General features: G+C 73.8%; 18 protein-coding genes. 15 read left to right on the forward strand and 3 right to left on the reverse strand.

The features are described 5' to 3' along the window. From MNZ27_RS08300 to MNZ27_RS08355, 12 genes are all read left to right on the forward strand, one after another. A partial coding sequence (locus MNZ27_RS08300; protein ID WP_408629685.1) for an NAD(P)/FAD-dependent oxidoreductase occupies nucleotides 1-317 on the forward strand: 317 nt, incomplete at its 5' end. A 97-nt stretch (nucleotides 318-414) separates the two neighbouring features. Continuing rightward, nucleotides 415-1209 carry a tetratricopeptide repeat protein gene (locus MNZ27_RS08305; RefSeq protein ID WP_242393577.1) on the forward strand — a complete coding sequence of 265 codons (795 nt, stop codon included), beginning with the start codon at nucleotides 415-417 and terminating at the stop codon, nucleotides 1207-1209. A 561-nt stretch (nucleotides 1210-1770) separates the two neighbouring features. Continuing rightward, nucleotides 1771-2922 (forward strand): HNH endonuclease signature motif containing protein, encoded by a 1152-nt coding sequence (locus MNZ27_RS08310; protein WP_242393578.1) that lies wholly within the window; start codon nucleotides 1771-1773, stop codon nucleotides 2920-2922. A gap of 408 nt (nucleotides 2923-3330) precedes the next feature. Next, nucleotides 3331-5214, forward strand: coding sequence for a tetratricopeptide repeat protein (locus MNZ27_RS08315; protein ID WP_242393579.1), 1884 nt, complete (start codon nucleotides 3331-3333; stop codon nucleotides 5212-5214). A gap of 193 nt (nucleotides 5215-5407) precedes the next feature. After that, entirely contained in the window at nucleotides 5408-6406 is a 999-nt protein-coding gene (locus MNZ27_RS08320) for an NAD(P)H-dependent glycerol-3-phosphate dehydrogenase (RefSeq protein WP_242393580.1), read from the forward strand. Between the two features lie 109 nt (nucleotides 6407-6515). Continuing rightward, nucleotides 6516-8462, forward strand: coding sequence for a M3 family metallopeptidase (locus tag MNZ27_RS08325; protein WP_242393581.1), 1947 nt, complete (start codon nucleotides 6516-6518; stop codon nucleotides 8460-8462). Between the two features lie 372 nt (nucleotides 8463-8834). Then, a complete protein-coding gene (locus MNZ27_RS08330; protein ID WP_242393582.1) occupies nucleotides 8835-9776 on the forward strand; it encodes a ferredoxin reductase domain-containing protein in 942 nt (313 codons plus the stop codon). 283 nt (nucleotides 9777-10059) lie between these two features. Further along, nucleotides 10060-10857: an ABC transporter permease gene (locus MNZ27_RS08335; protein WP_242393583.1), complete on the forward strand. Its 798-nt coding sequence runs from the start codon at nucleotides 10060-10062 to the stop codon at nucleotides 10855-10857. Between the two features lie 2 nt (nucleotides 10858-10859). After that, the gene (locus MNZ27_RS08340) at nucleotides 10860-11648 is read left to right on the forward strand and encodes an ABC transporter permease (RefSeq protein WP_242393584.1); all 789 of its coding nucleotides are present in this window, start codon (nucleotides 10860-10862) and stop codon (nucleotides 11646-11648) included. Nucleotides 11649-11709: 61 nt separating this feature from the next. Further along, nucleotides 11710-12678, forward strand: coding sequence for a ribonuclease Z (rnz, locus tag MNZ27_RS08345; RefSeq protein ID WP_242393585.1), 969 nt, complete (start codon nucleotides 11710-11712; stop codon nucleotides 12676-12678). A gap of 123 nt (nucleotides 12679-12801) precedes the next feature. Continuing rightward, nucleotides 12802-13971 (forward strand): NAD(P)/FAD-dependent oxidoreductase, encoded by a 1170-nt coding sequence (locus MNZ27_RS08350; RefSeq protein WP_242393586.1) that lies wholly within the window; start codon nucleotides 12802-12804, stop codon nucleotides 13969-13971. Nucleotides 13972-14078: 107 nt separating this feature from the next. Further along, complete coding sequence (locus tag MNZ27_RS08355; RefSeq protein ID WP_242393587.1) at nucleotides 14079-15293, forward strand: small ribosomal subunit Rsm22 family protein; 1215 nt, start codon at nucleotides 14079-14081, stop codon at nucleotides 15291-15293. Between the two features lie 440 nt (nucleotides 15294-15733). On the opposite strand, the gene MNZ27_RS08360 is transcribed toward MNZ27_RS08355, so the two are convergent. Then, nucleotides 15734-16732: an ABC transporter ATP-binding protein gene (locus tag MNZ27_RS08360; RefSeq protein ID WP_242393588.1), complete on the reverse strand. Its 999-nt coding sequence runs from the start codon at nucleotides 16730-16732 to the stop codon at nucleotides 15734-15736. A 75-nt stretch (nucleotides 16733-16807) separates the two neighbouring features. Between MNZ27_RS08360 and MNZ27_RS08365 the strand changes: the two genes are divergently transcribed. Next, nucleotides 16808-17782: a ParB N-terminal domain-containing protein gene (locus tag MNZ27_RS08365; RefSeq protein WP_242393589.1), complete on the forward strand. Its 975-nt coding sequence runs from the start codon at nucleotides 16808-16810 to the stop codon at nucleotides 17780-17782. Between the two features lie 14 nt (nucleotides 17783-17796). On the opposite strand, the gene MNZ27_RS08370 is transcribed toward MNZ27_RS08365, so the two are convergent. Continuing rightward, nucleotides 17797-18273, reverse strand: a complete 477-nt coding sequence (locus MNZ27_RS08370) for a hemerythrin domain-containing protein (protein ID WP_242393590.1) — start codon at nucleotides 18271-18273, stop codon at nucleotides 17797-17799. 316 nt (nucleotides 18274-18589) lie between these two features. On the opposite strand from MNZ27_RS08370, the gene fadI reads away from it, so the two are divergent. Beyond that, entirely contained in the window at nucleotides 18590-19897 is a 1308-nt protein-coding gene (gene fadI / locus MNZ27_RS08375) for an acetyl-CoA C-acyltransferase FadI (protein WP_242393591.1), read from the forward strand. Between the two features lie 69 nt (nucleotides 19898-19966). Continuing rightward, nucleotides 19967-22138, forward strand: a complete 2172-nt coding sequence (gene fadJ, locus MNZ27_RS08380; RefSeq protein WP_242393592.1) for a fatty acid oxidation complex subunit alpha FadJ — start codon at nucleotides 19967-19969, stop codon at nucleotides 22136-22138. Between the two features lie 196 nt (nucleotides 22139-22334). Here fadJ and MNZ27_RS08385 read toward each other — a convergent pair whose 3' ends face one another. Further along, entirely contained in the window at nucleotides 22335-24785 is a 2451-nt protein-coding gene (locus tag MNZ27_RS08385) for a multiheme c-type cytochrome (protein WP_242393593.1), read from the reverse strand. Between the last annotated feature and the right edge of the window lie 403 nt (nucleotides 24786-25188).

Raw genomic sequence — 25188 nt, forward strand, 5'->3', positions numbered from 1 at the left:
GCGTCGCCGACCGGCTGGTCCTCCTCGGCGACGCGGCCGGCTACGTGGACGCGGTGACGGGCGAGGGGCTCTCGCTCGCCTTCGGCTGCGCCCTCGAGCTCGCGGACCTGCTCCCCGCCGCGCTCGCGCGCGGCGCCTCGGCCCGCGCCCTCGCCGGCTACGAGCGCCGCTGGCGCCGGCGCTTCCTGCCGTACGCCGCGTGGACCCGGCTCGTCCTGGGCCTGTCGCGCCACCCGGCCCTCCGGCGGCGCGTGCTCGCGCTCGCCGCCGCCCGGCCGCGCGCCCTCGAACGCGTCGTGGCGGCGGCGGTGGGGTGATGACGAGGCGCCGCCGCGGGGGGGCGCCCCGAGTCGAGGGCGAGCAGCGTTCGCCCCGGGCTCGACCGCTCTCCCCGCTCGTGGTTCAAATGCCGCCATGTCCCAGCTTTGGCAGTGGTACCTCCTCTCCTGGCTGACCGGCAGCCCGCTCGGCGCGCTCCTCGCCCTCGCGGTCGTCTGGTGGCTCGGGGACCGGTTCACGTTCCGCGTCATGCCGGATCCGTTCCGGCTCCTCGGCCGCTGGCGCCGCATCAGCCAGCTCCGGCGGACGCTCTCGGTGAACCCGCACGACCGTCGCGCGCGGCTCGAGCTCGCGCAGCTGCTCCTCGACGTCCACCGGCCGGCCGAGGCGGCGCGGGCGCTCCGCCCGAACGTGGACGCCGGCGACGAGGACGTCCACACCGCCTTCACGCTCGGCGCGGCGCTCGCGCGGAGCGGCGAGGGCGACACCGCAGAGCGGGTCCTCGCCGTCGCGCGCGACGCGGCGCCGGACTTCCGGGCGGGGGAGATCGATCTCGAGCTCGGCCGGCTCCGGGTCCGCCGCGGCGACCTCGCCGGCGCGCTCGAGCCGCTCGAGCGGCTCCTCGTGGCCCGGCCCGGCTCGGTCGAGGGGCGCTACTGGCTCGCCCGCGCGCTCGCCGGCCTCGGCCGGGCGGTCGACGCGCGGCGGGTCCGCGACGAGGCCTGGCGCGAGTACGCGGCGCTCCCCCGGTTCCACCGCCGCCAGGAGCGGCCGTTCGCGTGGCGCCTCCGGCCGGCGCGCCCCGCGCTCGTCCTCGCGGCCGTGCTCGTCGCCGCGCTCCTCGCCGGGCTCGTGCTCGGAGCCGCCGCGTCGCCCGCGCCGGACGCGGACCCGGACGCGGACGCATCCTCCTCGTCGATCCGCTCGTAGCGCCTCTCGCTCGGGTCGAGCCCGTCGCGAGGCACACGATGCCGTCGCCGAGCCGGGGCACACGAACGCGGAGCAGCGCAGGCGTGCCTGGGATTCATCACGGCGCAACCTTGCAGACGAACGGCCTTGAAGGACGAGCGGTCTGGGCTCGGGAAGATGAATAGGCCGGGGCGCCGCAGTGCGTGGGGACCGTCTGCGCAAGATCGGCTCCGAAGAGACCCGTGTTTCACCGATAGCGCTACGAGCCTTCGGCGGCACGGGCGGCGCTGAATCGCTGTCGAGCTGCCGCCCGTTCGCGAGGTGGCGGCTTCACGGTGAGCGCTGAGCCGCAGCACTTTCGTGGGAACCCCAGTTTCACCATTCGGCGGTTGACGCGTTTTCCGGTTGGTGACGGTTCGCGAGCCCGGCTCGTCCGAGAAGGCCTCTCTCGCAGCGCCGCGCGGACGCCGGGCGTCGCGAGTCCGCACGGAGCCGAGGCGCGAGGGCCCGTTCCCGTTCTCGCGCCTGGCGCCGAATGCGTGCGCCTGGGGAGGCCGCGAATTCCCGTGAGACGATCCGCTCATGAACGCTTACGATCTCTCCGCCCGCCTCTCCGAGCTCCTCCGCCGCGAGCACGAGTCCATGGCCGATTTCCTGATCGCGCTCGCCGACTTCGATCGCCGCCACCTCTGGCGCGACCTGGGCCACGCGAACCTCTTCTCCTTCCTCCACCGGGACCTCGGCCTCTCGAAGGGCGCCGCGTTCTACCGGAAGACCGCCGCCGAGCTCGTGCGGCGCTGCCCCGAGGTGATCGAGCCGCTCAGGGATGGCCGGCTCTGCTTCACCAGCGTGGTCGAGCTCGCGAAGGTCCTCACCCCGGAGAACCGCGGCGAGGTGCTGCCCCGATTCTTCCACCGCTCGAAGCGCGAAGCGCGGGAGGTCGTGGCGGAGCTGAAGCCGGTCGAGTCTCCGCCGCGCCGCGAGGTCGTCACGGCGGTGCGCGGTCCGGCTCCTTCGACGGCGGCGGCCGTGGTGGAGCTTCCGGTCGCGGCGACCGACACGACCATGCCGGCGAAGCCGCCCGAGTCCGCCGCGCCGTGCGGTTGGCCAGCAGAACACCTCGATGCCAACTCTCCGCGCCCTGCGGCGCACGCCCCATCTTCCCGCGAGGTCCGCGGCGAATCGGTCGAGCCGCTCAGCGCCGACCTCCGGCGGCTTCACTTCAACGTCTCCCGCCGCTTCCTCGAGAAGCTCGACGCCGCGCGGGATGCGCTCTCCCATTCGCATCCCGGCGCCGGCACCGAGGAGATCCTGGAGGCCGGCCTCGATCTCCTCCTCGCCCGGAGCGCCAAGCGGAAGGGGCTCGTGCAGAAGCCGCTCGCGGAGCGCCGGCCCTCGCAGCCGGATCACATACCTGCCGCGGTGAAGCGCGCCGTCTGGATTCGCGACGGCGGCCGCTGCCAGTACCCCCTCGACTCCGGCGGCATCTGCGGCTCGACCTACCAGCTCGAGTTCGATCACCGCAAAGCCCAGGCCCTCGGCGGTCGGCCGACGATCAAGAACATTCGCCTCCTTTGCCGGGCTCACAACCAGCGCGCCGCTCGGGAGGTCTTCGGGGACGCCTTGATGGACCGCTATACGCGCCGGTCGAACGGCGAGATCTTCGACCCCGCATCCGTCGAGCCACCGGGAACGCAGCCGCCGCGCGCAGCGAAGAAGAAGCGCTCCGGGTGAGCGGATGGCGGCCCGGCTCTGGGGCGACGGTGACGGGGGCGACGTGCGTGCATCGTGCCTGCTCAGCTCCCCCCTGCGACCGGCGGTCAACTAGCCGTGGCGAGCGGCTCATCATGCCTTTGCAGCGCGGGCTTCTTCGGGGCCGATCTCGTCACTCCGGTTCCCGCCCACGGGCGGCGCCCCGGCCTCCACCTCCTTCCCGAGCCAACCCCACGCTCGCCGTGCAGGCGCGCTCGTACCCGCGGCCCCGGGCGCGAAACGCCTCGCGGAGCGGAGGCTGGGCCGGGACCATGTGATGAACGGAAGGCATGTCGAGCAGAGGACGGAGGAGTCTGCCCGGCGCAGGCAGGCAGCGTGCGCCGCAGCGGGGTTCAGCCCAATCGAGCGGCGCTGTAAGATGCGCGCGCCTTGATCGACGCAGCCGCATCCCCGGACCGCTCGCCGCCGCGCCTCGCCTGGGCCGCCCGCGCCCTCGACCTCCTCGCCGCCCGCCCGCGCCTGGCGGTGGTGATCGCGGCGGTGCTCCCCTTCCTGCTCACGCTGGACGACCCGCCGGTCCTCCACGACGGCTGGGTCGCGCTCGACGACCCGCTCACCCATTCGCTCCGCGCCGCCGGCCGGATCTTCCACGAGCTCTCCGGGTACGCCGGCGATCCGTCGGTGCGCGGCCCCTACCGCCCGCTCACCACCCTCACCTACGCCCTCGGCTGGGCCGTCCACGGTCGGTGGACGCCCGGCTACCACGCCGTGAACCTCGCGCTGCACGCGGCGGCGAGCCTGCTCGTCCTCGCCCTCGCGCGCCGGCTCGCCCGCGCCGCGGCCTCGGCGCGGGCCGAGCGGATCGCGGTCCTGGCCGCGCTCCTCTTCGCGCTCCACCCCGCCCACGTCGAGGCCGTCGCGACGATCTTCGGCCGGTCCGGGCCGCTCGCGGCCTGCTTCGCGATCGGCGCGCTGCTCCTGGCGCTGCGCTGGCGCGAGGCGCGCCTCGCCCTCCCCGCCGCGGTGGGCGTGCTCGTCCCCGGCGTCCTCTCCGACGAGGTCGCGCTCCTCACCCCCGCGCTGTTCGGCCTCGTGGCGATCGCCGTCCCGGGCGCCGCCGGGCTCGCGGCGCGCCCCGGGCTGCGCGGCGACGCCCAGCGGCGCGCGCTCCGCGAGGCCGCCCTGGTCGGCGCCGTCCTCTGCCTCGCGGTGATCCCGTATCTCGTCGGGCGCCACGCGGCCGCCCTCGCCCCCGCGTCGGCCGCCCGCTGGTTCCCGGTCGGGACCCCCGCCGCGCACGTCGCGCTCACCATGAGCCGCGTCCTGGGCGAGTATCTGCGAATCCTCGCGTTCCCGTCGTTCCTCGGCGGCGACTACGCGTACGCGGCGCGGATCGGGACGCTCACCGCGCCCAACCCCGGGTTCTCGGCGGCCACGCTCGCCTGGGTCTTCACCTTCGCCGGCGCCGTCGCGCTCCTCGTCCGCCGGCGCGCGCCGCTCGTCGCCCTCGGGCTGCTCTGGACCTTCGTCGCGCTCCTGCCGGCGATGCACCTCGTCCCGATCGGCGTCCTCCTCGCCGAGCGCCTCCTCTACCTCCCCTCGGTCGGCTTCTGCCTCGCCGCCGGCGCCGCCCTCGCGGCGCTCGGCCCGGCGCCGTCCGCCCCCGTCGTGGACGGCGACGAGGAGAGCCCGCTCGCGTGGGCGCAGGCGCGTCGGCCGGCCGTCGCCGCCGCGATCGCGCTCGGAGCGCTCGCGCTGCTCGCCGGCCGGTCCTTCGCCCGGGCGCTCGACTGGCGCTCGAGCCTCGCCTTCTGGGAGTCGGAGCTCGCGAAGGCGCCCGCGGAGCCGGTGGTGAACGACAACGTCGCGGTCGAGTACGTCGCGCGCGGCGACCACGCGCGGGCGGTGGAGCGGCTCAAGGTCGCCCTCGCGGTCCAGCCGGACTACTGGCGCGCCCACGTGGACCTCGGCGTCGCGTACCAGGGGCTCGCGGATCCCGAGCGCGCCCGGGCCGAGTACCTGGCGGCCGCCCAGCTCGCGCCGTCGGCGACGGACCCGCTCTACCACCTCGCGCTTCTCTTCAGGGACCAGGACCAGCTCGGCGCGGCCCTCGCGGTGATCCGGGACGCGCGCCGGCTGGGCCCGGAGGAGGCCCGGCTCGCGCGCCTCGAGGGGGACCTGCTGCTCCGCCTCGGCGAGATCGCGGGGGGGCGGGCGGCGCTCACCCGGGCCCTGGCGCTCGATCCCGCCGACGACGAGGCGAAGGCGCTGCTCGCCGCCGCGCCCCGCCAGGCAGGGACCGCCGCTCCGTGAAGGGCGGCGCACGACCTTCCGCTCCGCGCCCCGTCGAGCGGAGGCCCCCGGCGCGGTGACGCGGTGCGGCACGGATCGGGAGCGCCGCGCCCGGCCGGGCACGGAGCGTCGCCGCCGGTGCGGCAATCCCGGAGATCCCGCGCGCTTCGCGGCGGGAGCCGGGATAGGATCCCCGCCGAAAAGGAGATCTTCCATGCGTTGCACCGTCCTCGGCGCCGGGTCGTGGGGAACCGCGCTCGCGTCGCTCCTCGCCGGCAAGGGCTACACCGTCACCTCCTGGGACAAGGACCAGGCCGTCCTCGACGACATCGCGCGGAACCACCGCAACGAGCGATACCTGCCGGGCATCACGCTGCCCGCGACACTCCACGCGACCCCGGATCCGGTGAAGGCGCTCGAGGGCGCCGAGCTCGTCGTCGTCGCGGTGCCGTCGCACGCGGTGCGCCCGGTGATCATCGAGGCGAAGCGGCGGATCCACGCCGGGACGCCGGTGGTGTGCGTGGCGAAGGGGATCGAGCTCGACACGCTCATGACCATGAGCGAGGTGCTCGAGGACGTCCTGCCGGTCCCGCTCCACCCCTACGTCGCGGTCCTCTCCGGCCCGTCGTTCGCGAAGGAGGTCGCGAAGGGGCTGCCCACCGCGGTCACCGTCGCGGCGCGCTGGGAGCGGATCGCGAAGCACGTCCAGGACGCGTTCCACACCGCGTCCTTCCGCCCCTACACCTCGAGCGACGTCATGGGCGTGGAGATCGGCGGCTGCGTGAAGAACGTCGTCGCCATCGCCGCCGGCATCTCGGACGGCTTCGGCTTCGGCGCGAACTCCCTCGCCGCGCTCATCACCCGCGGCCTCGCCGAGATCAGCCGGCTCGCGGTGCGCAAGGGCGCGAACCCGCTCACCCTCTCCGGCCTCGCCGGCCTCGGCGACCTCGTCCTCACCTGCTCCTCCGATCTCTCGCGCAACCGGACCGTCGGCCGCGGCCTGGCGCAGGGCAAGACGGCCGACGAGATCCAGCGCGAGCTCGGGCAGGTGGCGGAGGGCGTCCGGAACGCGAAGAGCGTCCGCGATCTCGCCCGCCGGCTCGGGGTCGAGATGCCGATCACCGACGCGGTGTACCGGGTGCTCTACGAGAACGTGTCGCCGCGCGAGGCGGTCACCCAGCTCATGATGCGGGAGACCAAGCCGGAGCTGTGATGGCCACGAGGCCGGCCCGTCCGCCTCGCCTCCGCCCCGGCGCCCCGTGACCCGCCGCGTGCAAGCGCCCCGGCCGCGGGGTAGAGACAGGGCTCATCCAGGAGCCCGAATGCCCGACGCCCTCACCCCCGACGCCTCTCGCGAGCTGACCGGCACCCCGGCCACCTTCACCGCCGGTTGCCGGCGCGACATGGACCGCGCCCGCGCCGAGGCGGACCGGGCGCGCCGGCTCGGGGCGCGCGGCGGCCTCGCCACCCTCGACGCCTTCGACGCGGCGTTCGCGGCGCTCGGGGAGGCGGCGGCCCGCGCCTCGCTCGCCCGCAACGTCCACCCCGACGCGGCGCTCCGCGAGGCCGCCGAGGCCGCGGAGCAGGCGGTCGACGCGCTCTCGACCGAGCTGTCCCTGGACCGCGGCCTGTTCGAAGCCCTGTCCGGCCTGGACGTCTCCGGCGAGGACGGCGCGACCCGCTACCTCGTCGCGAAGAGCCTGCGCGACTTCCGGCGCGCGGGCGTGGATCGCGACGACGCGACCCGCGCCCGCGTGAAGGCGCTCCGCGAGGAGCTGGTCCGCATCGGCCAGGAGTTCGGCCGGAACATCAAGGACGACGTCCGCGCGGTCGAGCTCGCCCCCGAGGAGCTGGAGGGGCTCCCCGAGGACTGGCGACGCGCCCACCCGTCCCGGCCGGACGGCCGCGTGGTGGTGACGACGGACAACACCGACTACGTGCCGTTCATGACGTACGCGCGGAGCGCGCGGGCGCGCGAGGAGCTCTGGCGCCTCTACCGGCTCCGCGGCCACCCGCGGAACCTCGACGTCCTCTCCCGCATGCTCGCGCGCCGCGCCGAGCTGGCGCGGCTCCTCGGCTACCCGACCTGGGCCGCTTACGTCACCGAGGACAAGATGATCGGGAGCGAGGCGGCGGCGGCCGAGTTCGTCGAGCGGATCGCCCGCGCCGCCGAGGCGCGCATGCGGCGCGACCACGCGCAGCTCCTCGAGCGCAAGCGCCAGGACGTGCCCGGCGCCGAGCGGGTCGAGCCGTGGGACTCGGCGTTCCTCCAGGAGCGGGTGAAGGCGGAGCGGTACGGGTTCGACTCCCAGTCGGTGCGCCCCTACTTCGAGTACGGTCGGGTGAAGGAGGGCGTGCTCGACGTCACCGCCCGGCTGTTCGGGCTGTCCTATCGCCCGGTCCCGGGCGCGCCGGTCTGGCACCCCGACGTCGAGGCGTACGACGTCGTCGAGGGCGACGCGCTGCTCGGCCGGATCTACCTCGACATGCATCCCCGCGAGGGCAAGTACAAGCACTACGCCCAGTTCACCCTCGCCTCGGGGCAGCGCGGGCGGCGGCTGCCCGAGGGCGTCCTCGTCTGCAACTTCCCGCGGCCGGCGCCGGGGGTGCCCGCCCTGATGGAGCACGGGGACGTCCGGACCTTCTTCCACGAGTTCGGCCACCTCCTCCACCACGTCCTCGGCGGCCGCACGCGCTGGGCCAGCCAGTCCGGCGTCGCGACCGAGTGGGACTTCGTCGAGGCGCCCTCGCAGATGCTCGAGGAGTGGGTCTGGGACCCGGAGGTGCTCGCGCGCTTCGCGCGCCACGTGGAGACCGGCGCCCCCATCCCGGCCGACCTCGTGCGCCGGATGAAGGCCGCGGACGAGTACGGGAAGGGGCTCATGGTCCGCCAGCAGATGTTCTACGCGGCGACGAGCCTCGAGCTGCACCGCCGGGATCCCGGCGCGGTGGACACCACGGCCGTGGTCGCGGAGCTGCAGGAGCGCTACACGCCGTTCCGCCACGTGCCCGGGACGTACTTCCAGGAGTCCTTCGGTCACCTCGACGGCTACTCGGCCATCTACTACACGTACATGTGGTCCCTGGTCATCGCGAAGGACCTCTTCGGCCCGTTCCGCGCCGCCGGCCTGCTCGACCCGGCGCCGGCGCGCCGCTACCGCGAGACGATCCTCGAGCCGGGCGGCTCGAGGCCCGCCGCCGAGCTGGTGCGCGCCTTCCTCGGTCGGCCGCAGACGTTCGACGCGTACGAGGCCTGGCTGAACGCCTGAACGAGGGTTCGCGATTCGCGAACACCTTCGGTGTCGCGCCTCGCGCCCTCGTTTAGTCATGTTACACGGGGGCTGCGCCCCCGCCCCGTCGAGCGAAGCTCGCCTGGGCCCCACCCCTGGCTACGCGGGGCCCACGCGCGCTGTCGCGCGCTGTCCCGCGGGGAGGGGCGCTGCCCCTCCCCACCTGCGGTGGGGCCCCTCCCTGCTGACCGTCTCGAATCATGACCGGCCGTTTAGCTAGCGCCCGCCCGCCCGGCGTCGGACGTGCGGCCGCCCGGCGGCCGGCGCCCGCGGCGGCGCTCGTCGTCAGGGCGCCGCGGGCTCACGATCCGGGCTGTGGCCGGGCGCCACGCCGGCGGTAACAACTCTGCCATGGCCGCGCCCGATCCCGAGCTCCGCGTGGTGCGCACGTCCGTCCCGCACGAGGGCGAGGCGGTGCGGGCCGAGGCGCCCCGCCGCCGGATCCGCGAGCTCGAGGCGATGGTCGCCGACGTCGTCGTCGAGACGCCGGACACGACCACCCTCGTCCTCTTCACCGGGAATGACCGGCTCGAGTACCAGCCCGGCCACTTCTGCACGATCGACCCGCACCAGTTCGAGCCCCTCGAGCGGTGGGTCCAGTACCTCGAGGACCTGAAGGGGAAGGCGGAGGCGCCGCGCGCGTACTCGCTCGCGTCCGCGCCGCACGAGCGCCACCTCGCCATCACCGTGAAGGAGGAGCGGTACCAGCGCGGCGTGACCCGGTACCCGCCCCTCCTCTCGCCGCTGCTGGCGAAGCGGACCGGGCGGGGGAGCCGGCTCGTGCTCACCGGCTTCACCGGCCCGTACGTCCTGCCGCCGGACGTCGAGGCCCGGACCGATCACCTCCTGCACCTCGTGGCCGGCTCGGGGGTGGTGCCGAACTGGTCCATCCTGAAGCACGCGCTCCGCGAGCACCCGCGGCTCCGGCACACCTTCGTCTACTCGAACAGGACCTGGGGCGACGTCATCTACCGCGACGCCCTCGCCGCCCTCGCGGCGGCGCACCCGCGCCAGCTCCGCGTGCTGCACACGCTCACCCGCGAGGCCGAGCCGGAGCGCCACGGGCCGGACGTGCGCGCCGGCCGGATCTCCGCGGAGCTCCTCCGGCCGCTCGTGCCGGATCCCCGCGCGGTGCTCGTGTACGCCTGCGGCCCGGCCATCGGCCCCTTCGAGCGGCAGGCCGCGCGCGAGCGGGGCGAAATCCCCGGGCCGCGCTTCCTCGAGGCGGCCCTCGCGGCGCTCCAGGAGATCGGGGTGCCGAGGGATCGGGTGAAGCGCGAGTCCTACGGGTAGGGGGCGGGGGTCAGCGGGAGAGCGGCGAGCCGATGAAGTCCCCCGTACCCGTACCCGTACCCGTACCCGTGACCGTGTGCCCGTGACCGATCCCCGTGCCCGCCTCCCGCTTCCCGTATCCCCTGGCCCGGCGATCCGACGCGAGAGATCGGGCCATGGGCCACGGGAGCCGGGTCGCGGCGAACGGAGGGTCGGTGACGGGAACGGGCACGGAACACGGAAGTGACCGAAGCGCGAACAGCCTGCACCTGTTTCACGTCCGAACCCTGTTACCCTTTCCCTCGTGCGCCGGACCCTGAAGGCCCTCCCCACCCTGCTCGAGGTCGGCTTCGCCGAGGCGGTCGCCTACCGGGCCGAGTTCCTGGTCTGGCTCCTCTCGACCAACATGCCGCTCGTCATGCTGGCGCTCTGGACGGCGGTGGCCCGCGACGCGCCGGTGGGGCGCTTCGGACAGCGTGACTTCGTCGCCTACTTCCTCGCGGCGCTGGTGGTCCGGATGATGACCGGGGCGTGGGTGATCTGGGAGCTGAACTTCGAGATCCGGGAGGGGACGCTCGCGCTCAGGCTGCTCCGCCCGATCCACCCGCTGGTCGCCTACGCCGCCGAGAACCTGGCGGCGCTGCCGCTGCGCGCCCTCGTCACGCTCCCGGTCGCGGTGGGGGCGCTCCTCGTGGTCGGCCGCGAGCGCGTCACCCACGACCCGCTGCTCCTCGCGCTGTTCCCGGTGACCGTCGCGGGCGCGTGGCTCATCACCTTCCTCGCCATGGCGATCATAGGCTCGCTGGCGTTCCGCCTGGAGCAGGCCGGCTCGGTGTTCGAGGTCTGGCTCGGGCTCTTCGGCGTCTTCTCCGGGTACCTCGTGCCGCTCGAGCTGTTCCCGCGCTGGGTCGAGACGCTCGCCCGCGCGCTGCCGTTCCGCTACATGCTCGCGTTCCCGGTCGAGCTGGTGATCGGGATGACGCCACGGGCGCGCGCCCTCGCGGAGCTCGGGATCCAGTGGGGGTTCGTCGCGCTCCTCGGGCTCGGCGCGAGCGCCGCCTGGCGGCTCGGGCTGCGCCGCTTCTCGGCGGTGGGAGGGTAGGGGTGCTCCGCTACCTCCGGCTGCTCGGCGTCCAGTTCCGCGCCTCGGCGGCGATCGCCGTCCAGTACCGGGTCGAGTTCCTGGTACGGGCCGGCCTCGCGCTCTTCTGGACCGGGTGGACGCTCGTCCCGCTCCTGGTGGTCTACGGCGCGCGCACCGCGGTCGCCGGGTGGAGCTTCGACGAGGCCCTCGTGGTCGTGGGCTGGTTCACCCTGCTCAAGGGGGTCCTCGAGGGGGCGGTGAACCCGTCGCTCACGGCGGTCGTCGAGCACATCCGCAAGGGCACGCTCGACTTCGTGCTGCTCAAGCCCGCCGACGCGCAGTTCCTCGTCTCCACCGCGAAGTTCGAGCCGGCGCGGGTGGCCGACCTCGCCGGCGCCGCCGCCGTCTTCGCGGTCGCGTTCCACCGGATGGGGCGCGCCCCGACGCCGGAGGGGCTCCTGCTCGCGGCGGTCCTCCTCGCCTGCGCCGTCGCGATCCTGTACTCGCTGTGGATCCTCGTGATCTCGGCGGCGTTCGTGGTGGTGAAGGTGGACAACCTGTCGTTCCTCTTCGTCTCCATCTACGACGCCGCCCGCTGGCCCGCCGACGTGTTCCGCGGCGGGCTGCGGTTCGTCTTCACGTTCGTGGTCCCGCTCGCGGTGATGACCACCTTCCCCGCGGAGGCGCTGCTCGGGCGCCTCGGACCCGCCCGCGCCGCCCTCATCGCGGCGGGCGCGCTGGCGTTCTCGGTGCTGGCGCGGGTGGTCTGGCTCCGCTCGATCGCGCGGTACACCTCGGCGAGCAGCTAGACGGCGCCGTCGCACCATTCCGCGCGCGCGAGGAGCGGGCGGTCGGCTACATTCCCCTCCGATGCTGCGCCTCACCTTCCTCGGCACCTCCGCCGCCCAACCGACCATCCGCCGGAACCTGTCCGGCCTCGCCGTGCGTCGCGACCGCGAGCTCTTCCTCGTGGACTGCGGGGAGGGGACGCAGCGCCAGCTCATCACCTTCGGCGCGGGCTTCGACGTCGCGGCGATCTTCTTCACCCACTTCCACGCCGATCACTACCTCGGCGCGATCGGCTTCCTCCGCACGCTCTCGATGCAGGGGCGGACGGCGCCCCTCGACGTGTACGGACCGCGGCCCGGGCGGCGGCTCCTCCAGACGATGCTGTTCAGCGGCACCGATCGGTTCAGCTTCGAGGTGCGGCTCCACGAGGTGAAGCCCGGCGACCGGATCCGCCGCGACGGCTGCACGCTCGTGCCGTTCGCGACGGTCCACCGGATGCCCTCCTGCGGCTGGACCCTCGAGGAGGACGCGCGCCCCGGGCGGTTCCACCTGGAGAAGGCGGTCGCGCTCGGGATCCCGAAGGGACCCCTCTACGGCGCGCTCCAGCACGGCGAGGCGGTGACGCTCCCCGACGGCCGCGTGGTGCGGCCGGAGGAGGTCATGGACCCGCCGCGGCGCGGCCGGAAGGTCTCGATCACCGGCGACACCCGCCCGTGCGAGGCCACGGCGGTCGCGGCGCGGGGCGCGGACGTCCTGGTCCACGAGGCGACCTTCGGCGACGACGAGGTGGACCGCGCGCTGGAGACGCTGCACTCCACCGCCCGCGAGGCCGGGCGGATCGCCCGGGAGGCGGCGGTGGGGCGCCTGGTGCTGACGCACCTCTCCACCCGCTACGACCACGCCTGGCAGGTCCTCGCCGACCAGGCGCGCGCCGAATGGGCCGGCCCCCTGGACGTGGCGCAGGACGGCTGGGTGCTCGAGGTGCCGCTGCCCGAGGAGCGCGCCTCGGACGTGGGGCTCGAGGCCTCGGGCTCCCGGCCCCCGGCCTAGACCGGGCCATCCCGCTCGAGCCGCCCACGGGGTCGCCGAGGCTCGACCGCCCCGACGGGACGAGCCACCGCGCGCGGGGGTGCGCATCCCAATCACGAGCGCCGCGGGGCGCGGGGAGGCGCCATGGAGAGCCGCCGTTACGTCGTAGTCGGTGGGGGGATGACCGGCCACGCGGCCGCCGCCACGATCCGGGCGCGCGATCCCGTCGCGCGCGTGACGGTCATCGGGGAGGAGCCGGAGGCGGCGTACGCCCGTCCGCCGCTCACGAAGAGCATCTGGCTGGGCAAGGCCGACGAGGCGAGCGTCCGGCTCGCGCCGCTCGAGCGCGTGGAGTGGCTCGCCGGCCGCCGGGCCGTCTCCCTCGAGACGCGCGAGCACCAGGTCCACGACGACCGGGGCGACGTCCACCGGTACGATCGCCTCCTCCTCGCCACCGGCGGGCGGCCGCGCCGGCTGCCGTTCGGCGGCGACGAGGTCATCTACTACCGGACCCTCGCCGACTACCGCCGGCTCCGCGACGTGGCCGGGCGGCGCGTCGTGGTGATCGGCGCCGGGTTCATCGGCTCCGAGCTCGCCGCCTCGCTCGCGCAGGACGGCAGGCAGGTCACGATGATCTTCCCCGAGGCGCAGGTCGGGGCGCGGAGCTACCCCGCCGAGCTCGCCGCGTTCGTCACGCGGTACTTCGAGCAGCGCGGGGTCCGCGTCCTCTCCGGCCGGCAGGTCACGGCCGTCGAGGCGCGCGCGGGCGGGACCGCGGTGCGGACCTCGACGGGCGAGGAGCTCGTCGGGGACGCGGTGGTCGCGGGGCTCGGGATCACGCCGGACATGTCCCTCGCGGAGGAGGCCGGGATCCGGTGCTCGGACGGGATCGAGGTGGACGCGCGGCTCGAGACGAGCGCGCCGGACGTGTTCGCCGCCGGCGACGTCGCGCGCTTCCCCTCGCCGGCGCTCGGCCGGCCGATCCGCGTCGAGCACGAGGACGCGGCGCTCTCGATGGGCGCCGCGGCCGGGCGGATCATGACCGGCTCGGAGGAGCGCTACACGCACCTGCCGTTCTTCTACTCGGACCTGTTCGACCTCGGCTACGAGGCGGTCGGCGTCCTCGACGCACGGCTCGAGACGGTCTCCTCGTGGAAGAAGCCGTTCCGGGAGGGCGTCGTCTACTACCTCGAGGGCGACGCGGTCCGCGGCGTGCTGCTCTGGGGGCTGTTCGGGCAGGTGGACGCCGCCCGGGGGCTCGTCGAGGGGCGCCGCCCGATCGCGCGCGGCGCGCTCGCCGACGCGATCCGCTGAAGGTCCGAACCTCTCTCGGTCAGGCGCGGAGCGCCGGGGGGGGAGGGCGGAGTCGGATCCGCCCCGGGGCCCTCGCGGCCCGCCGCCGCCCGGGTTAGAACGTGCGGGTGCCGACGCCGAACGACCCCGCCCACGACCTCGCGCGCTGGATCCCGAGGCTGCTCGCCGTCTGGCGCGAGGGGCGGAGGGGCTCGCGCGGGGGCCGCCGCCCGCCGCCGGACGCGCTCCTCCCGGACGAGCTGCGCGAGGTCGGCGCCGCGGTCGCCCGGCTGTCGCGGGGGCTTACCCGGGAGCGCGAGCTCGCCGGGGCGCGCTACCTCGACGAGGAGCGGCTCCTCGGGGCGTACCTGCTCTTCTACTGGCCCGTCTCCTACCTCCAGGCGCGCGGGACGATCTCGGAGCTGCCGCGCCGCCCGCGCGCCGTGCTCGACCTCGGGAGCGGCCCCGGGCCCATGGCGTTCGCCGCGCTCGACGCCGGCGCGGCCGAGGCGCTGGCCGCGGATCGCTCCGCCCGCGCCCTCTCCGCGGCGCGCGCCCTCGCCCGCGCCGCCGGGGAGCCCCTCGGGGCGCGCGAGTGGAACCCGGCCCGGCGGACGCCGCTCGAGGCGCTCGCGCCGGGGCGGCGCTTCGATCTCGTGACGATGGGTCACGTGGTGAACGAGCTGTGGAAGGGGCAGGACGAGGACGCTCGCCGCGCCGACCTGCTCGAGGAGGCGCTCCGGCTCCTCGCCCCGGGCGGCTCGCTGCTCGTCGTCGAGCCCGCCCTCCGCGACACCTCGCGCGCGCTCCTCCGCGTCCGGGACCTCCTCGTCGCGCGCGGCCACGCCGTCCGCGCCCCCTGCCTGTTCCGCGGCCCGTGCCCGGCGCTCCTGCGCGAGTCCGACTGGTGCCACGCCGAGCGGCCCATCGATCCGCCGCCGCTCGTGACCCAGCTCGGGAAGGCCGCCGGGCTCCGGAAGGAGGCGGTGAAGATGAGCTACCTCGTCGTCGCCGCGCCCGGGGAGGGGTGGGCTGCGCCGCCCGCCGGCCGAGTGTTCCGGATCGTCTCCGAGCCGCTCCCCTCCAAGGGCCGCCTACGCTACATGGGGTGCGGGCCCGAGGGGCGGATGGGGCTCGCGCTCCAGGAGAAGCACGTCACGGACGCGAACCGCCGGTTCGAATCCCTGCTGCGCGGGGACGTGATCGAGGTGACCGGCGTCGAGCCGCGCGGCGACGGCATCGCGCTCGGCGAGGCCTCGTCCGTGAAGGTCGTGGCGCCCGCCGGGCGTCCGGTGCCGGCGGGGCCGCCCGGGACGCCGGCGCCGACGACGGCGGGGGAGTAGAGGCGGGGTCGGTGCGGGGCGGAGCCCAACGCTTCCGCCAGATCGGGAGAGCCCCGCGCTCGCCGCCCCCTCTGCATGGAGCCGAGCTCTGCCGATGCGCGCACGGGTTCGCGGGCCTCGGCTTGGCGAGCACCCCGTCCGCCGCGTATCATCGCCTCGTGCGTCGCGCCGAGCCCCTCGAGATCGCCGCCGGACATGAGCCGCCGAGCCCTCCGCCGAGGGTCGAGCGGTGACGGAGCCGCCGAAGGAGGGCGCGGGGCGGGCGCTCATCGCCGTGGGCGTCCTCGCGGCGATCACGATCGTGGTGCTGATCGGGGCGCTGCTGATCTTCGTGGCGAGGCATCGGTAGGGCGGGTCCCGCCCGTCCCCGTGCCCGTCACCGTACCCGCCTCCCGTGCCCGCCTCCCGGCTCCCGTGGCCCGTGGCCCGGCCCGGACGCCCTACATCCCCTCCGCGGCCTCGCGGTTCGACCGGAACAGCTCCGAGAAGACCTCCTCGAGCGGAGGGTCCTCCACCGTGAGATCCGCGACCGGCAGCGCGGCGAGGATCCGCGCGACGGCGGCGGAGACGTCGTCCGCCGCGACCTGGATCGTCGCCTGGCCGGGCTCCGTCGTGATCACCTTGCCGAAGCGGTCGAGGTCGGCCGCGGCGGGCGCGCCGTTCGCGGCGGCGAACCGGACCACGATCCGCTTGTCGGGCCGGATCCGGTGGGAGAGGGCCCGGAGGTCTCCGTCGTAGATCAGCCGGCCGCGGTCGATGACGATGACGCGCGGGCAGAGCTGGACCACGTCCTCCATGTAGTGGCTGGTGAGGAGCACCGTCGCGCCGTGCCGCTCGTTGTAGGCCTTCACGAACCCGCGCACCGTCGCCTGCATCGCCACGTCGAGGCCGATCGTCGGCTCGTCCAGGAAGAGCACCTTCGGCCGGTGGAGCAGCGCCGCGGCGAGCTCGCACTTCATCCGCTCGCCGAGCGAGAGCTGCCGCGTCGGCTTCTGGATCACGTCGCCGATCTCGAGGAGGTCCACGAGCTCCCGCACGGTCTCCTGGAACGCGCCGCGCGGGACGTCGAACACCGCGCGGTTCAGCTCGAAGGTGTCCGCGGGGGGCAGATCCCAGAGGAGCTGCTGCTTCTGCCCCATGACGAGCGTGATGCTCCGGAGGAACGCCGGCTCGCGCCGCTGCGGCACGAACCCGCCGACCCGGAGCTCCCCCGCGGTGGGGTGGAGCAGCCCGGAGAGCATCTTGAGGGTGGTGGTCTTCCCGGCGCCGTTCGGCCCGAGGAAGCCGACCCGCTCGCCTTCACGAACCGAGAAGTCGATGCCGTCCACCGCCCTGATCGTCTCGTACCTCCGGTCGAAGAGGGCGCGGACGGCGGCGGCGAGCCCGGGCGGGCGGCGGTGGACCCGGTAGTGCTTGGAGAGGGCGCGGACCTCGATCACGGGGGCGAAGATTATTGCGGCGGGGCCCTGCCCGGGGCAACCCCCGCGCCCCGGCCGGCGCGTTACCATGCGTTCATGGCCCAGAAGAAGCGTCCGGTGACGAAGAGCGGGCGGCCGCGCGCTCGCAAGGGCGTGAAGCTCACGCCGACCGAGCTGACGCCGCCGCAGCTCGCCCTCGCCGAGCGCCCGCCCGAGCTCGACGCGCTCGCGAAGGCCGTGGAGGCGGACGGCGGGGCGGTGCTCGCGGCCTACCGCGAGCCGCTCGGCGGGCACCCGCTCCTCTTCGTGGCGCTCCCCACCGGGAAGGTGGAGCGCACGCCGTTCCAGCGCGACGTCTCCGACCCCCACGTGCGGCGGCTCACCGTGGCGATGGACAAGACCAAGCGCTACCTCGACCCCATCATCGCGGTGCGCGAGGACGGGAAGTACTGGACCCCGAACGGCGGGCACCGGCTCACCGCGCTCCAGGAGCTCGGCGCGAAGAGCGTGCTCGCGTTGCTCGTCCCGGAGCGCGAGGTCGCCTACCAGATCCTCGCCCTCAACATCGAGAAGGCGCACAACCTCCGGGAGAAGTCGCTCGAGGTCGTCCGGATGTACCGCGACCTCGCCGGCTCCGTGAACCCGAAGGAGACCGAGATGGCCCTCGAGCTCGAGGAGCCCGCGCTCGTCACGCTCGGCTTCGCCTACGAGGCGCGGGCGCGGCTCTCCGGGAGCGCCTACTCCCCCATCCTCCGGAAGGTGGACGCGTTCGAGGACCGGCGGCTCTCCGAGGCGCTCCCCGGGCGCGAGCGGCGCGCCCAGGCGCTCCTCGCCCTCGACGACGCCGTCTCGGAGGCGGTGGAGCGGCTCAAGGCGCGGGGCTTCGAGTCGCCCTACCTCAAGGCGTTCGTGGTCGCGCGGGTGAACCCGCTCCGCTTCATGAAGGGCGGCGCGCCGCCGTTCGACGAGCTCCTCGAGCAGATGACGAAGCGGGCGCGCGGCCTGGACGCCGGCAAGATCCGCGGCGAGGACGTGGCGCGGAGCGGCGGGGCGGCCGCGGAGGCGGAGTGACGGCCGCGGGCGAATCAGCTCGCGGACTTCGCGTCGCTCCGCGCGAGCACGAGCCGGCGCTCGAGCTCGCCGCCGATGGTGGCGAGGGTCGCCTCGTCCACGTGCCCCTCCGCGTAAGGGAAGAGCTCGCGCTCCTCCCAGTGGACGTGCCGCTCGAGGAGCTCCGCGAACGCGTGCAGCGCGGCGCGCTGGTCCGGCGCGGCGCCGTCCCGCGCGATCCCGACGAGCCGCAGCAGCTCCGCGTGCTCGCTCGCGAGGCGGCGGGTGTCCCGCTGGGCCAGCCAGCGCCCGAGCAGGTCCTCCTCCGCGCGGACGTGCGAGCGGAGCACCTGCTCCTCGAAGCGCCGCGCCAGCGCGACCTGGCCGGGGAGGTCCTTCGGCGCGCCCGCGCTGTCGGGGTGCCCGTCGAGCGCGTTCCGGAGCTGGAACGCGACGAGGAGCGCCTGGTGGTGCTCGCTGGAGAGGGGCTTGAGCTGCCGGGAGCGCTTCATGTCCTGATCGTCCCCTGGATGCCATCCGCGGGCAAGCGGCGGTCGGTCCGGTGGGTGGGGCGCCGCGCGACCGCCCCGCTGCGCCACCGCCCCGCCGAGGTGCGCCCGGTCCGCGGGCCGCTCTGGAGGCAGGCTCCCCGCTTCGCTATGCCACGCTCCCGGCGCGCGCGCGCTCCCTCGCCCACTGACGGCGGTGAGGGTAGCGCCCGCCGGCCAGGCGCCCGGTCGAAGGGGGTCGAAACGTTGACGCCTCGCGCCAAGGCCACTACATGAGATCCAGCTGCCGATCGATTCGGAAGTCAACGGGAGAGACGCCATGACCCAGAGCGGAACCCTCGCCCCCGGTCGCCGGGCCGCCGTGATCGCGGGCCTGCGCACCCCGTTCGTGAAGGCGGGGACCGACTTCAAGGAGCTCTCCGCGACCGACCTCGGCGCGCTCGTCGTGAACGAGCTCGTCGCCCGGAGCGGGCTGTCGCCGAAGGAGTTCGACTCGGTGATCTTCGGCCAGGTGATCCCGTCGCCGACGGTGACCCTCGTCGGCCGCGAGATGGTGCTGCGCACCCAGCTCCCGCGGAGCGTGCAGGCGCACACCGTCTCGCGGGCCTGCGCCACGTCGATCCAGGCCGCCACCGACGCCGCCGACCAGATCGCCCTCGGCCACTCCGACTGCGCCATCGCCGGCGGCGCCGAGTCGATCTCCGACGCGCCGATCTTCGCGTCCCGCGCCCTCGCGCAGACGCTCGTCGAGCTCTCGCGGGCGAGGACGCTCGGCGACCGGGTGCGGCTCCTCTCGCGCCTCCGGCCGAAGGACTTCACCCCCACGCCGCCTGCGCTCAAGGAGCCCACCACCGGCCTCACCATGGGCGAGAGCGCCGAGCGGATGGCCCAGAAGAACGGCATCTCCCGCGAGGCGCAGGACCGGCTCGCGCTGGAGAGCCACCGGCGCGCCGCGCTCGCCTGGGACGAGGGCAAGCTCGAGGGCGAGGTGATGCACGTCGCCGTGCCGCCGCGCTTCGACCGCGTCGTGACGCGGGACAACGTCGTCCGCAAGGACACGACCCTCGAGGCGCTCGCGGCGCTCCGCCCGGTCTTCGACCGCCGCTACGGGACCATCACCGCCGGCAACTCCTCGCCGCTCACCGACGGCGCCGCGGCGCTCGTGATGATGAGCGAGGAGAGGGCGCGCGCCCTCGGGCTGCGCCCCCTCGGGTTCGTCAAGGCGTACGCCTACGCCGCCCTCGACCCGCGCGACCAGCTCCTGCAGGGGCCGGCGTACGCCGCCCCCGTCGCGCTCGACCGCGCCGGGCTCGGCCTCTCCGACATGGACCTCGTGGACATGCACGAGGCGTTCGCGGCCCAGGTGCTCTCGAACCTCCAGGCGTTCGCGTCGAAGACGTTCGCCGAGAAGGAGCTCGGGCGCCCCCGGCCGCTCGGCGAGATCGACCCCGCGCGGCTCAACGTGAACGGCGGGTCGATCGCCCTCGGCCACCCCTTCGCCGCCACCGGCGCCCGGATGATCGTGCAGACCCTCCGGGAGCTCGGGCGGCGCGGCGGGCAGCACGCGCTGCTCACGGTGTGCGCCGCCGGCGGGCTCGGCGCCGCGGTCGTCCTCGAGCGGGAGTGATGGGCGGAGCACGGGCGGAGCGAGGCGGCGGCTCCGGGCGGCGCGCCCGGACGGACTCGGGAGGTACCCATGATCTCGGCTGAGGCGATGGCTTCGACGCAGGCGGCCCTCCGGCACTTCCGCGTGGAGGTCGCGGAGGGGGTCGCGACGGTGCTGGTGGACGACCCCGGCGAGAAGGTGAACACGATCCACCCCGCGCTCACCGCGGAGCTCGTGACCGTGCTCGAGCGGCTCGACCGGGACGAGGCGGTGCGGGCGGTCGTCCTCGGGAGCGGCAAGGAGGACGGGTTCGTGGCGGGGGCGAAGATCGACCTGATGCGCGGCGCGACCGACGCGGGCGCGATGGAGCGCCTCTCCCGGGACGGGCAGGCCGTCTTCGAGCGGGTCGCGCGGTTCCGCAAGCCCGTCGTCGCCGCGATCCACGGCGCCTGCCTGGGCGGCGGCCTCGAGCTGGCGCTCGCGTGCCGGTACCGCGTCGCGACGAACCACCCGCGGACGAGCCTCGGCCTGGTCGAGGTGCAGCTCGGGATCATCCCCGGCATGGGCGGCACCCAGCGGCTCCCGCGCCTCGTCGGGATCCAGGCGGCGCTCGACCTCATCTTGGCCGGAAAGACGGTGAACGCGCGCAAGGCGCTCCGGCTCGGGCTGGTGGACGAGGCGGTCCCCCCCGCCGTGCTCCTGGCCGTGGCCCGGGAGCGGGCGCGGGCCCTCGCCGCCGGCGAGCTCCGGCGGCGCCCGGCCCGGCGCCCCGCCGTCGAGCGCGTGACGCGGCTCGCGCTCGAGGAGAACCGCCTCGGCCGGGAGGTCCTCTTCCGCCAGGCCCGGAAGCAGGTGCTCGCGCGCACGAAGGGACACTACCCGGCGCCGCTCCGCGCCCTGGAGGCGATCGAGCACGGGTACCGGTTCGGCTTCGCGAAGGGGCTCGAGCGCGAGGCGCAGCTCCTCGGGCAGCTCGCGGCCGGCCCCGTGGCGAAGCAGCTCATCGAGGTCTTCTTCGCGAGCACCGCGCTGAAGAAGGACAGCGGCGTGGACGATCCCGCGGTGAAGCCGCGCCCGGTGGAGCGGGTCGGCGTGCTCGGCGGCGGCCTGATGGGGAGCGGCATCGCCTACGTGACGGTGAACGCGGGGCTGCCGGTCCGGCTCCGGGAGCGCGACGACGCCGCCGCGGCGAAGGGGCTCTCCGCCGTCGCCGCGGTGCTCGACGAGCGCGTGCGGCGGCGCTCCATCGACCGGCTCGAGCGGCTCGAGAAGCTGCGCCTCCTCACCGCGACGACCGACTGGAGCGGCTTCGGCGCCGTGGACCTCGTCATCGAGGCCGTGTTCGAGGACCTCGCCCTGAAGCAGGAGATGGTGCGGGCGTTCGAGGCGGTGAACCCGCGCGGCTTCTTCGCCTCCAACACCTCCTCGATCCCGATCACGAGGATCGCCGAGGCGTCGGCGCACCCGGAGACCGTGCTCGGGATGCACTACTTCTCGCCGGTCCACCGGATGCCGCTCCTCGAGGTGATCGCCACCGGGCGGACCGCGCCGGAGGCGATCGCCACCGCCGTCGCCCTCGGCAAGCGGCAGGGGAAGACCGTCATCGTCGTGCGCGACGGCCCCGGCTTCTACACGAGCCGGATCCTCGCGCCGTACATGAACGAGGCGGCGCAGCTCCTGGTGGAGGGCGCGTCCGTCGAGGACCTCGATCACGCGCTGGTGTCCTTCGGGTTCCCGGTCGGGCCGATCACGCTGCTCGACGAGGTCGGGATCGACGTCGGCGACAAGGTCGGGAAGATCCTGCACGAGGCCTTCGGCGAGCGGATGGCGTCCCCCGCCGCCCTGCACGACGTGGTCGCCGCGGGCCGCCTGGGCCGGAAGAACGGGAAGGGCTTCTACACCTACGGCGGCAAGGAGAAGCGCGTGGACGAGACCGTCTACGACCTCCTGCCCGGCGGGCGCTCCCGCAAGCCCTTCTCCCCCGGTGACATCCAGGAGCGGGTGGTGCTCCAGATGGTGAACGAGGCCATCCGCTGCCTCGGCGAGGGCATCCTCCGGAGCGCGCGCGACGGCGACGTCGGCGCCGTGTTCGGGCTCGGCTTCCCGCCGTTCCGCGGCGGCCCGTTCCGGTGGGCCGATTCGCTCGGCACCAAGGCGCTGCTCGAGAAGCTGGAGACCCTCCGCGCGCGCCACGGCGAGCGCTTCGCGCCGGCGCCGCTGCTCGTGGAGCGGGGCGCGACCAACGCGCCGTTTCACGGCTGACCGAGCCCCCGCTCGCCTCGAGCGTCCGCGTCGCGACGCGGCCTGCCTCGCGGGGAGGCGTCGCTCTTCGCAGCGGTCCGCGCGTTTCTGCGCCCCAGAAATGGATGAGGCGAGCAGAACCCTGCTCGCCTCATCCCCTGCTCAATCTGTACTGCTGGAAGGGTGAGGTGGGCCGGAGCCCACCTCACCGGCCCGATTAGAGGCCGTTCTTCCAGGTGTTGAACAGCGTCTGGTGATAGCTGCCCGAGGTCGCGTGGCAGATCACGCACTGCTCGACCGCCGCGCCAGCGGGCACCGTCCCCGTGAACGCCGGGCCGCCGATCTGCGACTCGACGAACGCGGCCGTGTCGAGGAACAGGGTCGTGTCGGCCACGTCCGAGCTGTACATGTTGAAGTGCGCGTAGAACGCGGCGAGCGAGGTCGCGTTGTCCTCGTTGATGAGCTGCGCGCGGTGGCAGGAGCCGCAGGCGCGCGCGCCCGGACCGGCGATCTCGGCGGCGACCGTGCCGATGTTGCGCGTCCCGGCCAGGAACTTCGACGAGGCCGAGACGAGGCCCGGCAGCGACTTGGCCTGGTCAGGCACGTCGTACGTGCCCGAGGCGTGGCAGGACTCGCAGTTCAGCGGCCCGGCGAAGTTCGGGTAGTTGCCCTCGACGTGGTCGTTGTACTCGAGCGCCTGGACCGGATCCGTCATGTCGATGTTCTTGATGTCGAACTCCTGCATCGAGTGGATCGCGTGGAGGTAGGAGTCGATCGACCGCGACTGCATCTCGAGGTGCGACGCGCCGGCGCCGACGAAGTGGCAGAGGCGGCAGGCCACCACGCCCGCGCTGCCGTACGCCGGGGTGTGGAACGTCGTCCCGAGCGCGTCGTGGCACTGGTTGCACTTCGCCGCGTCGACGATCGCCTTGCCGTAGGAGCTACCCGCGGCGATGCGCGCGTCCGTGGCGGTCTTGGAGACGTCGACCGTCTGGGTCACGCCGGCGACGGCGATGGCGGGGTTGGTGGCCGACACGGCCTGCGTCTGGTCGACGCCGAGGGCCGGCAGGAAAGCGACCTCGATCCGCTTGACCGTCCCGGCGGCGATCATCTGGGACCACAGGGACAGGTCGGCCGTGGCGGTCCACGAGGTGGTGCCAGCGGTGGGCGCCGCGGGGTTCAGCGTCAGGCGAGCGCTGTTGGACGACAGCGACGGGTTGCTCCGCTGCACCGCGCCGTAGGTGTACTCGAGGTTGCTGGTGCCGTCCGACTGGCTGCCATGGCCGCTGACGACGAAGTCCTTCGTGGCGTAGCCGTAGAGGCTCACCACCACGGTGGGCTTGACGGCGGCCTGGGCGGCGAGCCCGGTCATGCTGAAGTTGACGGTGACCTGGTTCGTGGACGCGTCGAAGGTCGCGCCATCGACCTGCGCCTTGATGGACGCCGAGTACTTCGCGCCCGTGCTGTCGTAGATCGCCGCGTTGTAGCCGGAGTGGAGCTGGGCGAACGTCTTCGCGTTCATGCTGTTGCCGGCCTTGTGGCAGCTGTTGCACAGGCCGGGATCGATCTGGGTGTACAGGTCGAACGAGTGGTACGAGGAGACGCCCTTGTTCGCCCAGATCGTCTTCATCGCAGGCGCGCGACCCGCCGGGGTGCCGTTCACGCCCGTGACCGGGTGGCAGCTCTTGCAGACCGTCGGCTGGAAGTTCGCGTCGGTGAGGACCTTGTCGAGCTTGCCCTCGTGGCAGGTCACGCAGTTCGACATCGACTGCGGGTAGTTGAACTCGAACGCGTGCGAGTTGTGCACGTCGTTCATGATGTTCGCGGTGTAGGCGTACTTCGTCACCAGGTCGGGGGTGAGCTTGCCGCCGTTGGTCGCGTTCAGGTTGGCGAGCGTCGCCGGGTCATCGGCGAGCACGTACCACTGGCCGTCCGAGCCGACCCGCTGGTCGGTGTGGCACACCTTGCAGGACACGAAGTCGTTCAGGCCGGCGACCGTCGCCTGGCGATAGCCGTGCTTCGAGTACGGCTTGCCGTGGCACTTCTCGCAGCCGGACACGTTCGCGGTCGAGGTGTAGGCGACCGTGCCGAACACCTTGGACGCGCTCGCGACGCTGCCGGGCAGGTAGTAGTGGCCCGACGTCGGGGCCGGCACCGCCGACGTGGAGGTGACGTACCCGTAGACATACGCGCTCGCCGAGGCCTCGGGAGCGAACGGCGCGCTCGCCTTCGTGGCCGTGTACTGGGCGCCGTTGCCGTCAGCCGTGAACCCCTTGAAGTGGTACCCGCTGAAGCTGAAGTTCTTCTTCGTGTCGAAGCCGTTCGTCGCGTTGAGCTCCTGGGCGGTGAAGGACATCTGCCCCAGGGGGGAGCTGGGGTCGTCCTTCTGGGTCAACAGCGGGTCTTTGCAGACTCCGCCCGGGCAGACCGCGGCCGCCGGGTAGATCGTGAAGGTCAGCGTCGACGTGGTCACGCCGTTGCTGGTGGTGGTCGCGACGCCGTCGATCTTGAGCGACAGCTTGCCCGTGACGCCGTTGATGCCGTTGGTGCCGTCCGTGCCGTTGGTGCCGTTGGCCCCGTTGGCGCCCTTCGAGCCCGAGCAGCCCGTGAGCGCGAGCACGCCGGCCATGACCAGCGCGCCGCCGTACTTCTTCATCCGCCTTTGCATTCGGTGAAAACCTCCCAATGAGGGCTGAGCACTAACGCACAGCCTGTTTTCGCGACGCGACCTGACCCGGAGCGCCGCACTTCACGACTTCCTGCCGACGGTTGATCCGCAACAACCGTTGCGGGACAACACTTCGAACTACTTGGTAGTTAAACCAAGGGGGTGCCGGTCCGTCAACTTGTCGCAGCCCGGATGCGTGCAGTGAGCCAAAATCAACGGTTTGATCGCGTGCGCAAATCCTTCCAGGTCGGCCGCGCCGCTCGCGTCCAGAACGTGCCGGGCAACACCCCGTAGCCAGGGTGCTTTTCGGGGTTCATGATCAACGCTCAGTTCTTGGATACATTCGCGGAACGTGAGAGCCGCAAATGATGCGTCATTGCCGCTGTACGGATCTCGAGGTACG

Source organism: Anaeromyxobacter oryzisoli, assembly GCF_022690765.1.
Taxonomy (GTDB): Bacteria; Myxococcota; Myxococcia; order Myxococcales; family Anaeromyxobacteraceae; genus Anaeromyxobacter; species Anaeromyxobacter oryzisoli.

What these genes read in the sequence shown, in the direction of transcription:
- MNZ27_RS08305 (WP_242393577.1), top strand. Translation starts at nt 415, where the DNA reads ATGTCCCAGCTTTGGCAGTGGTACCTCCTCTCCTGGCTGACCGGCAGC.
- MNZ27_RS08310 (WP_242393578.1), top strand. Translation starts at nt 1,771, where the DNA reads ATGAACGCTTACGATCTCTCCGCCCGCCTCTCCGAGCTCCTCCGCCGC.
- MNZ27_RS08320 (WP_242393580.1), top strand. Translation starts at nt 5,408, where the DNA reads ATGCGTTGCACCGTCCTCGGCGCCGGGTCGTGGGGAACCGCGCTCGCG.
- MNZ27_RS08325 (WP_242393581.1), top strand. Translation starts at nt 6,516, where the DNA reads ATGCCCGACGCCCTCACCCCCGACGCCTCTCGCGAGCTGACCGGCACC.
- MNZ27_RS08330 (WP_242393582.1), top strand. Translation starts at nt 8,835, where the DNA reads ATGGCCGCGCCCGATCCCGAGCTCCGCGTGGTGCGCACGTCCGTCCCG.
- rnz (WP_242393585.1), top strand. Translation starts at nt 11,710, where the DNA reads ATGCTGCGCCTCACCTTCCTCGGCACCTCCGCCGCCCAACCGACCATC.
- MNZ27_RS08350 (WP_242393586.1), top strand. Translation starts at nt 12,802, where the DNA reads ATGGAGAGCCGCCGTTACGTCGTAGTCGGTGGGGGGATGACCGGCCAC.
- MNZ27_RS08365 (WP_242393589.1), top strand. Translation starts at nt 16,808, where the DNA reads ATGGCCCAGAAGAAGCGTCCGGTGACGAAGAGCGGGCGGCCGCGCGCT.
- MNZ27_RS08370 (WP_242393590.1), bottom strand. Translation starts at nt 18,273, where the DNA reads ATGAAGCGCTCCCGGCAGCTCAAGCCCCTCTCCAGCGAGCACCACCAG.
- fadI (WP_242393591.1), top strand. Translation starts at nt 18,590, where the DNA reads ATGACCCAGAGCGGAACCCTCGCCCCCGGTCGCCGGGCCGCCGTGATC.
- fadJ (WP_242393592.1), top strand. Translation starts at nt 19,967, where the DNA reads ATGATCTCGGCTGAGGCGATGGCTTCGACGCAGGCGGCCCTCCGGCAC.
- MNZ27_RS08385 (WP_242393593.1), bottom strand. Translation starts at nt 24,785, where the DNA reads ATGCAAAGGCGGATGAAGAAGTACGGCGGCGCGCTGGTCATGGCCGGC.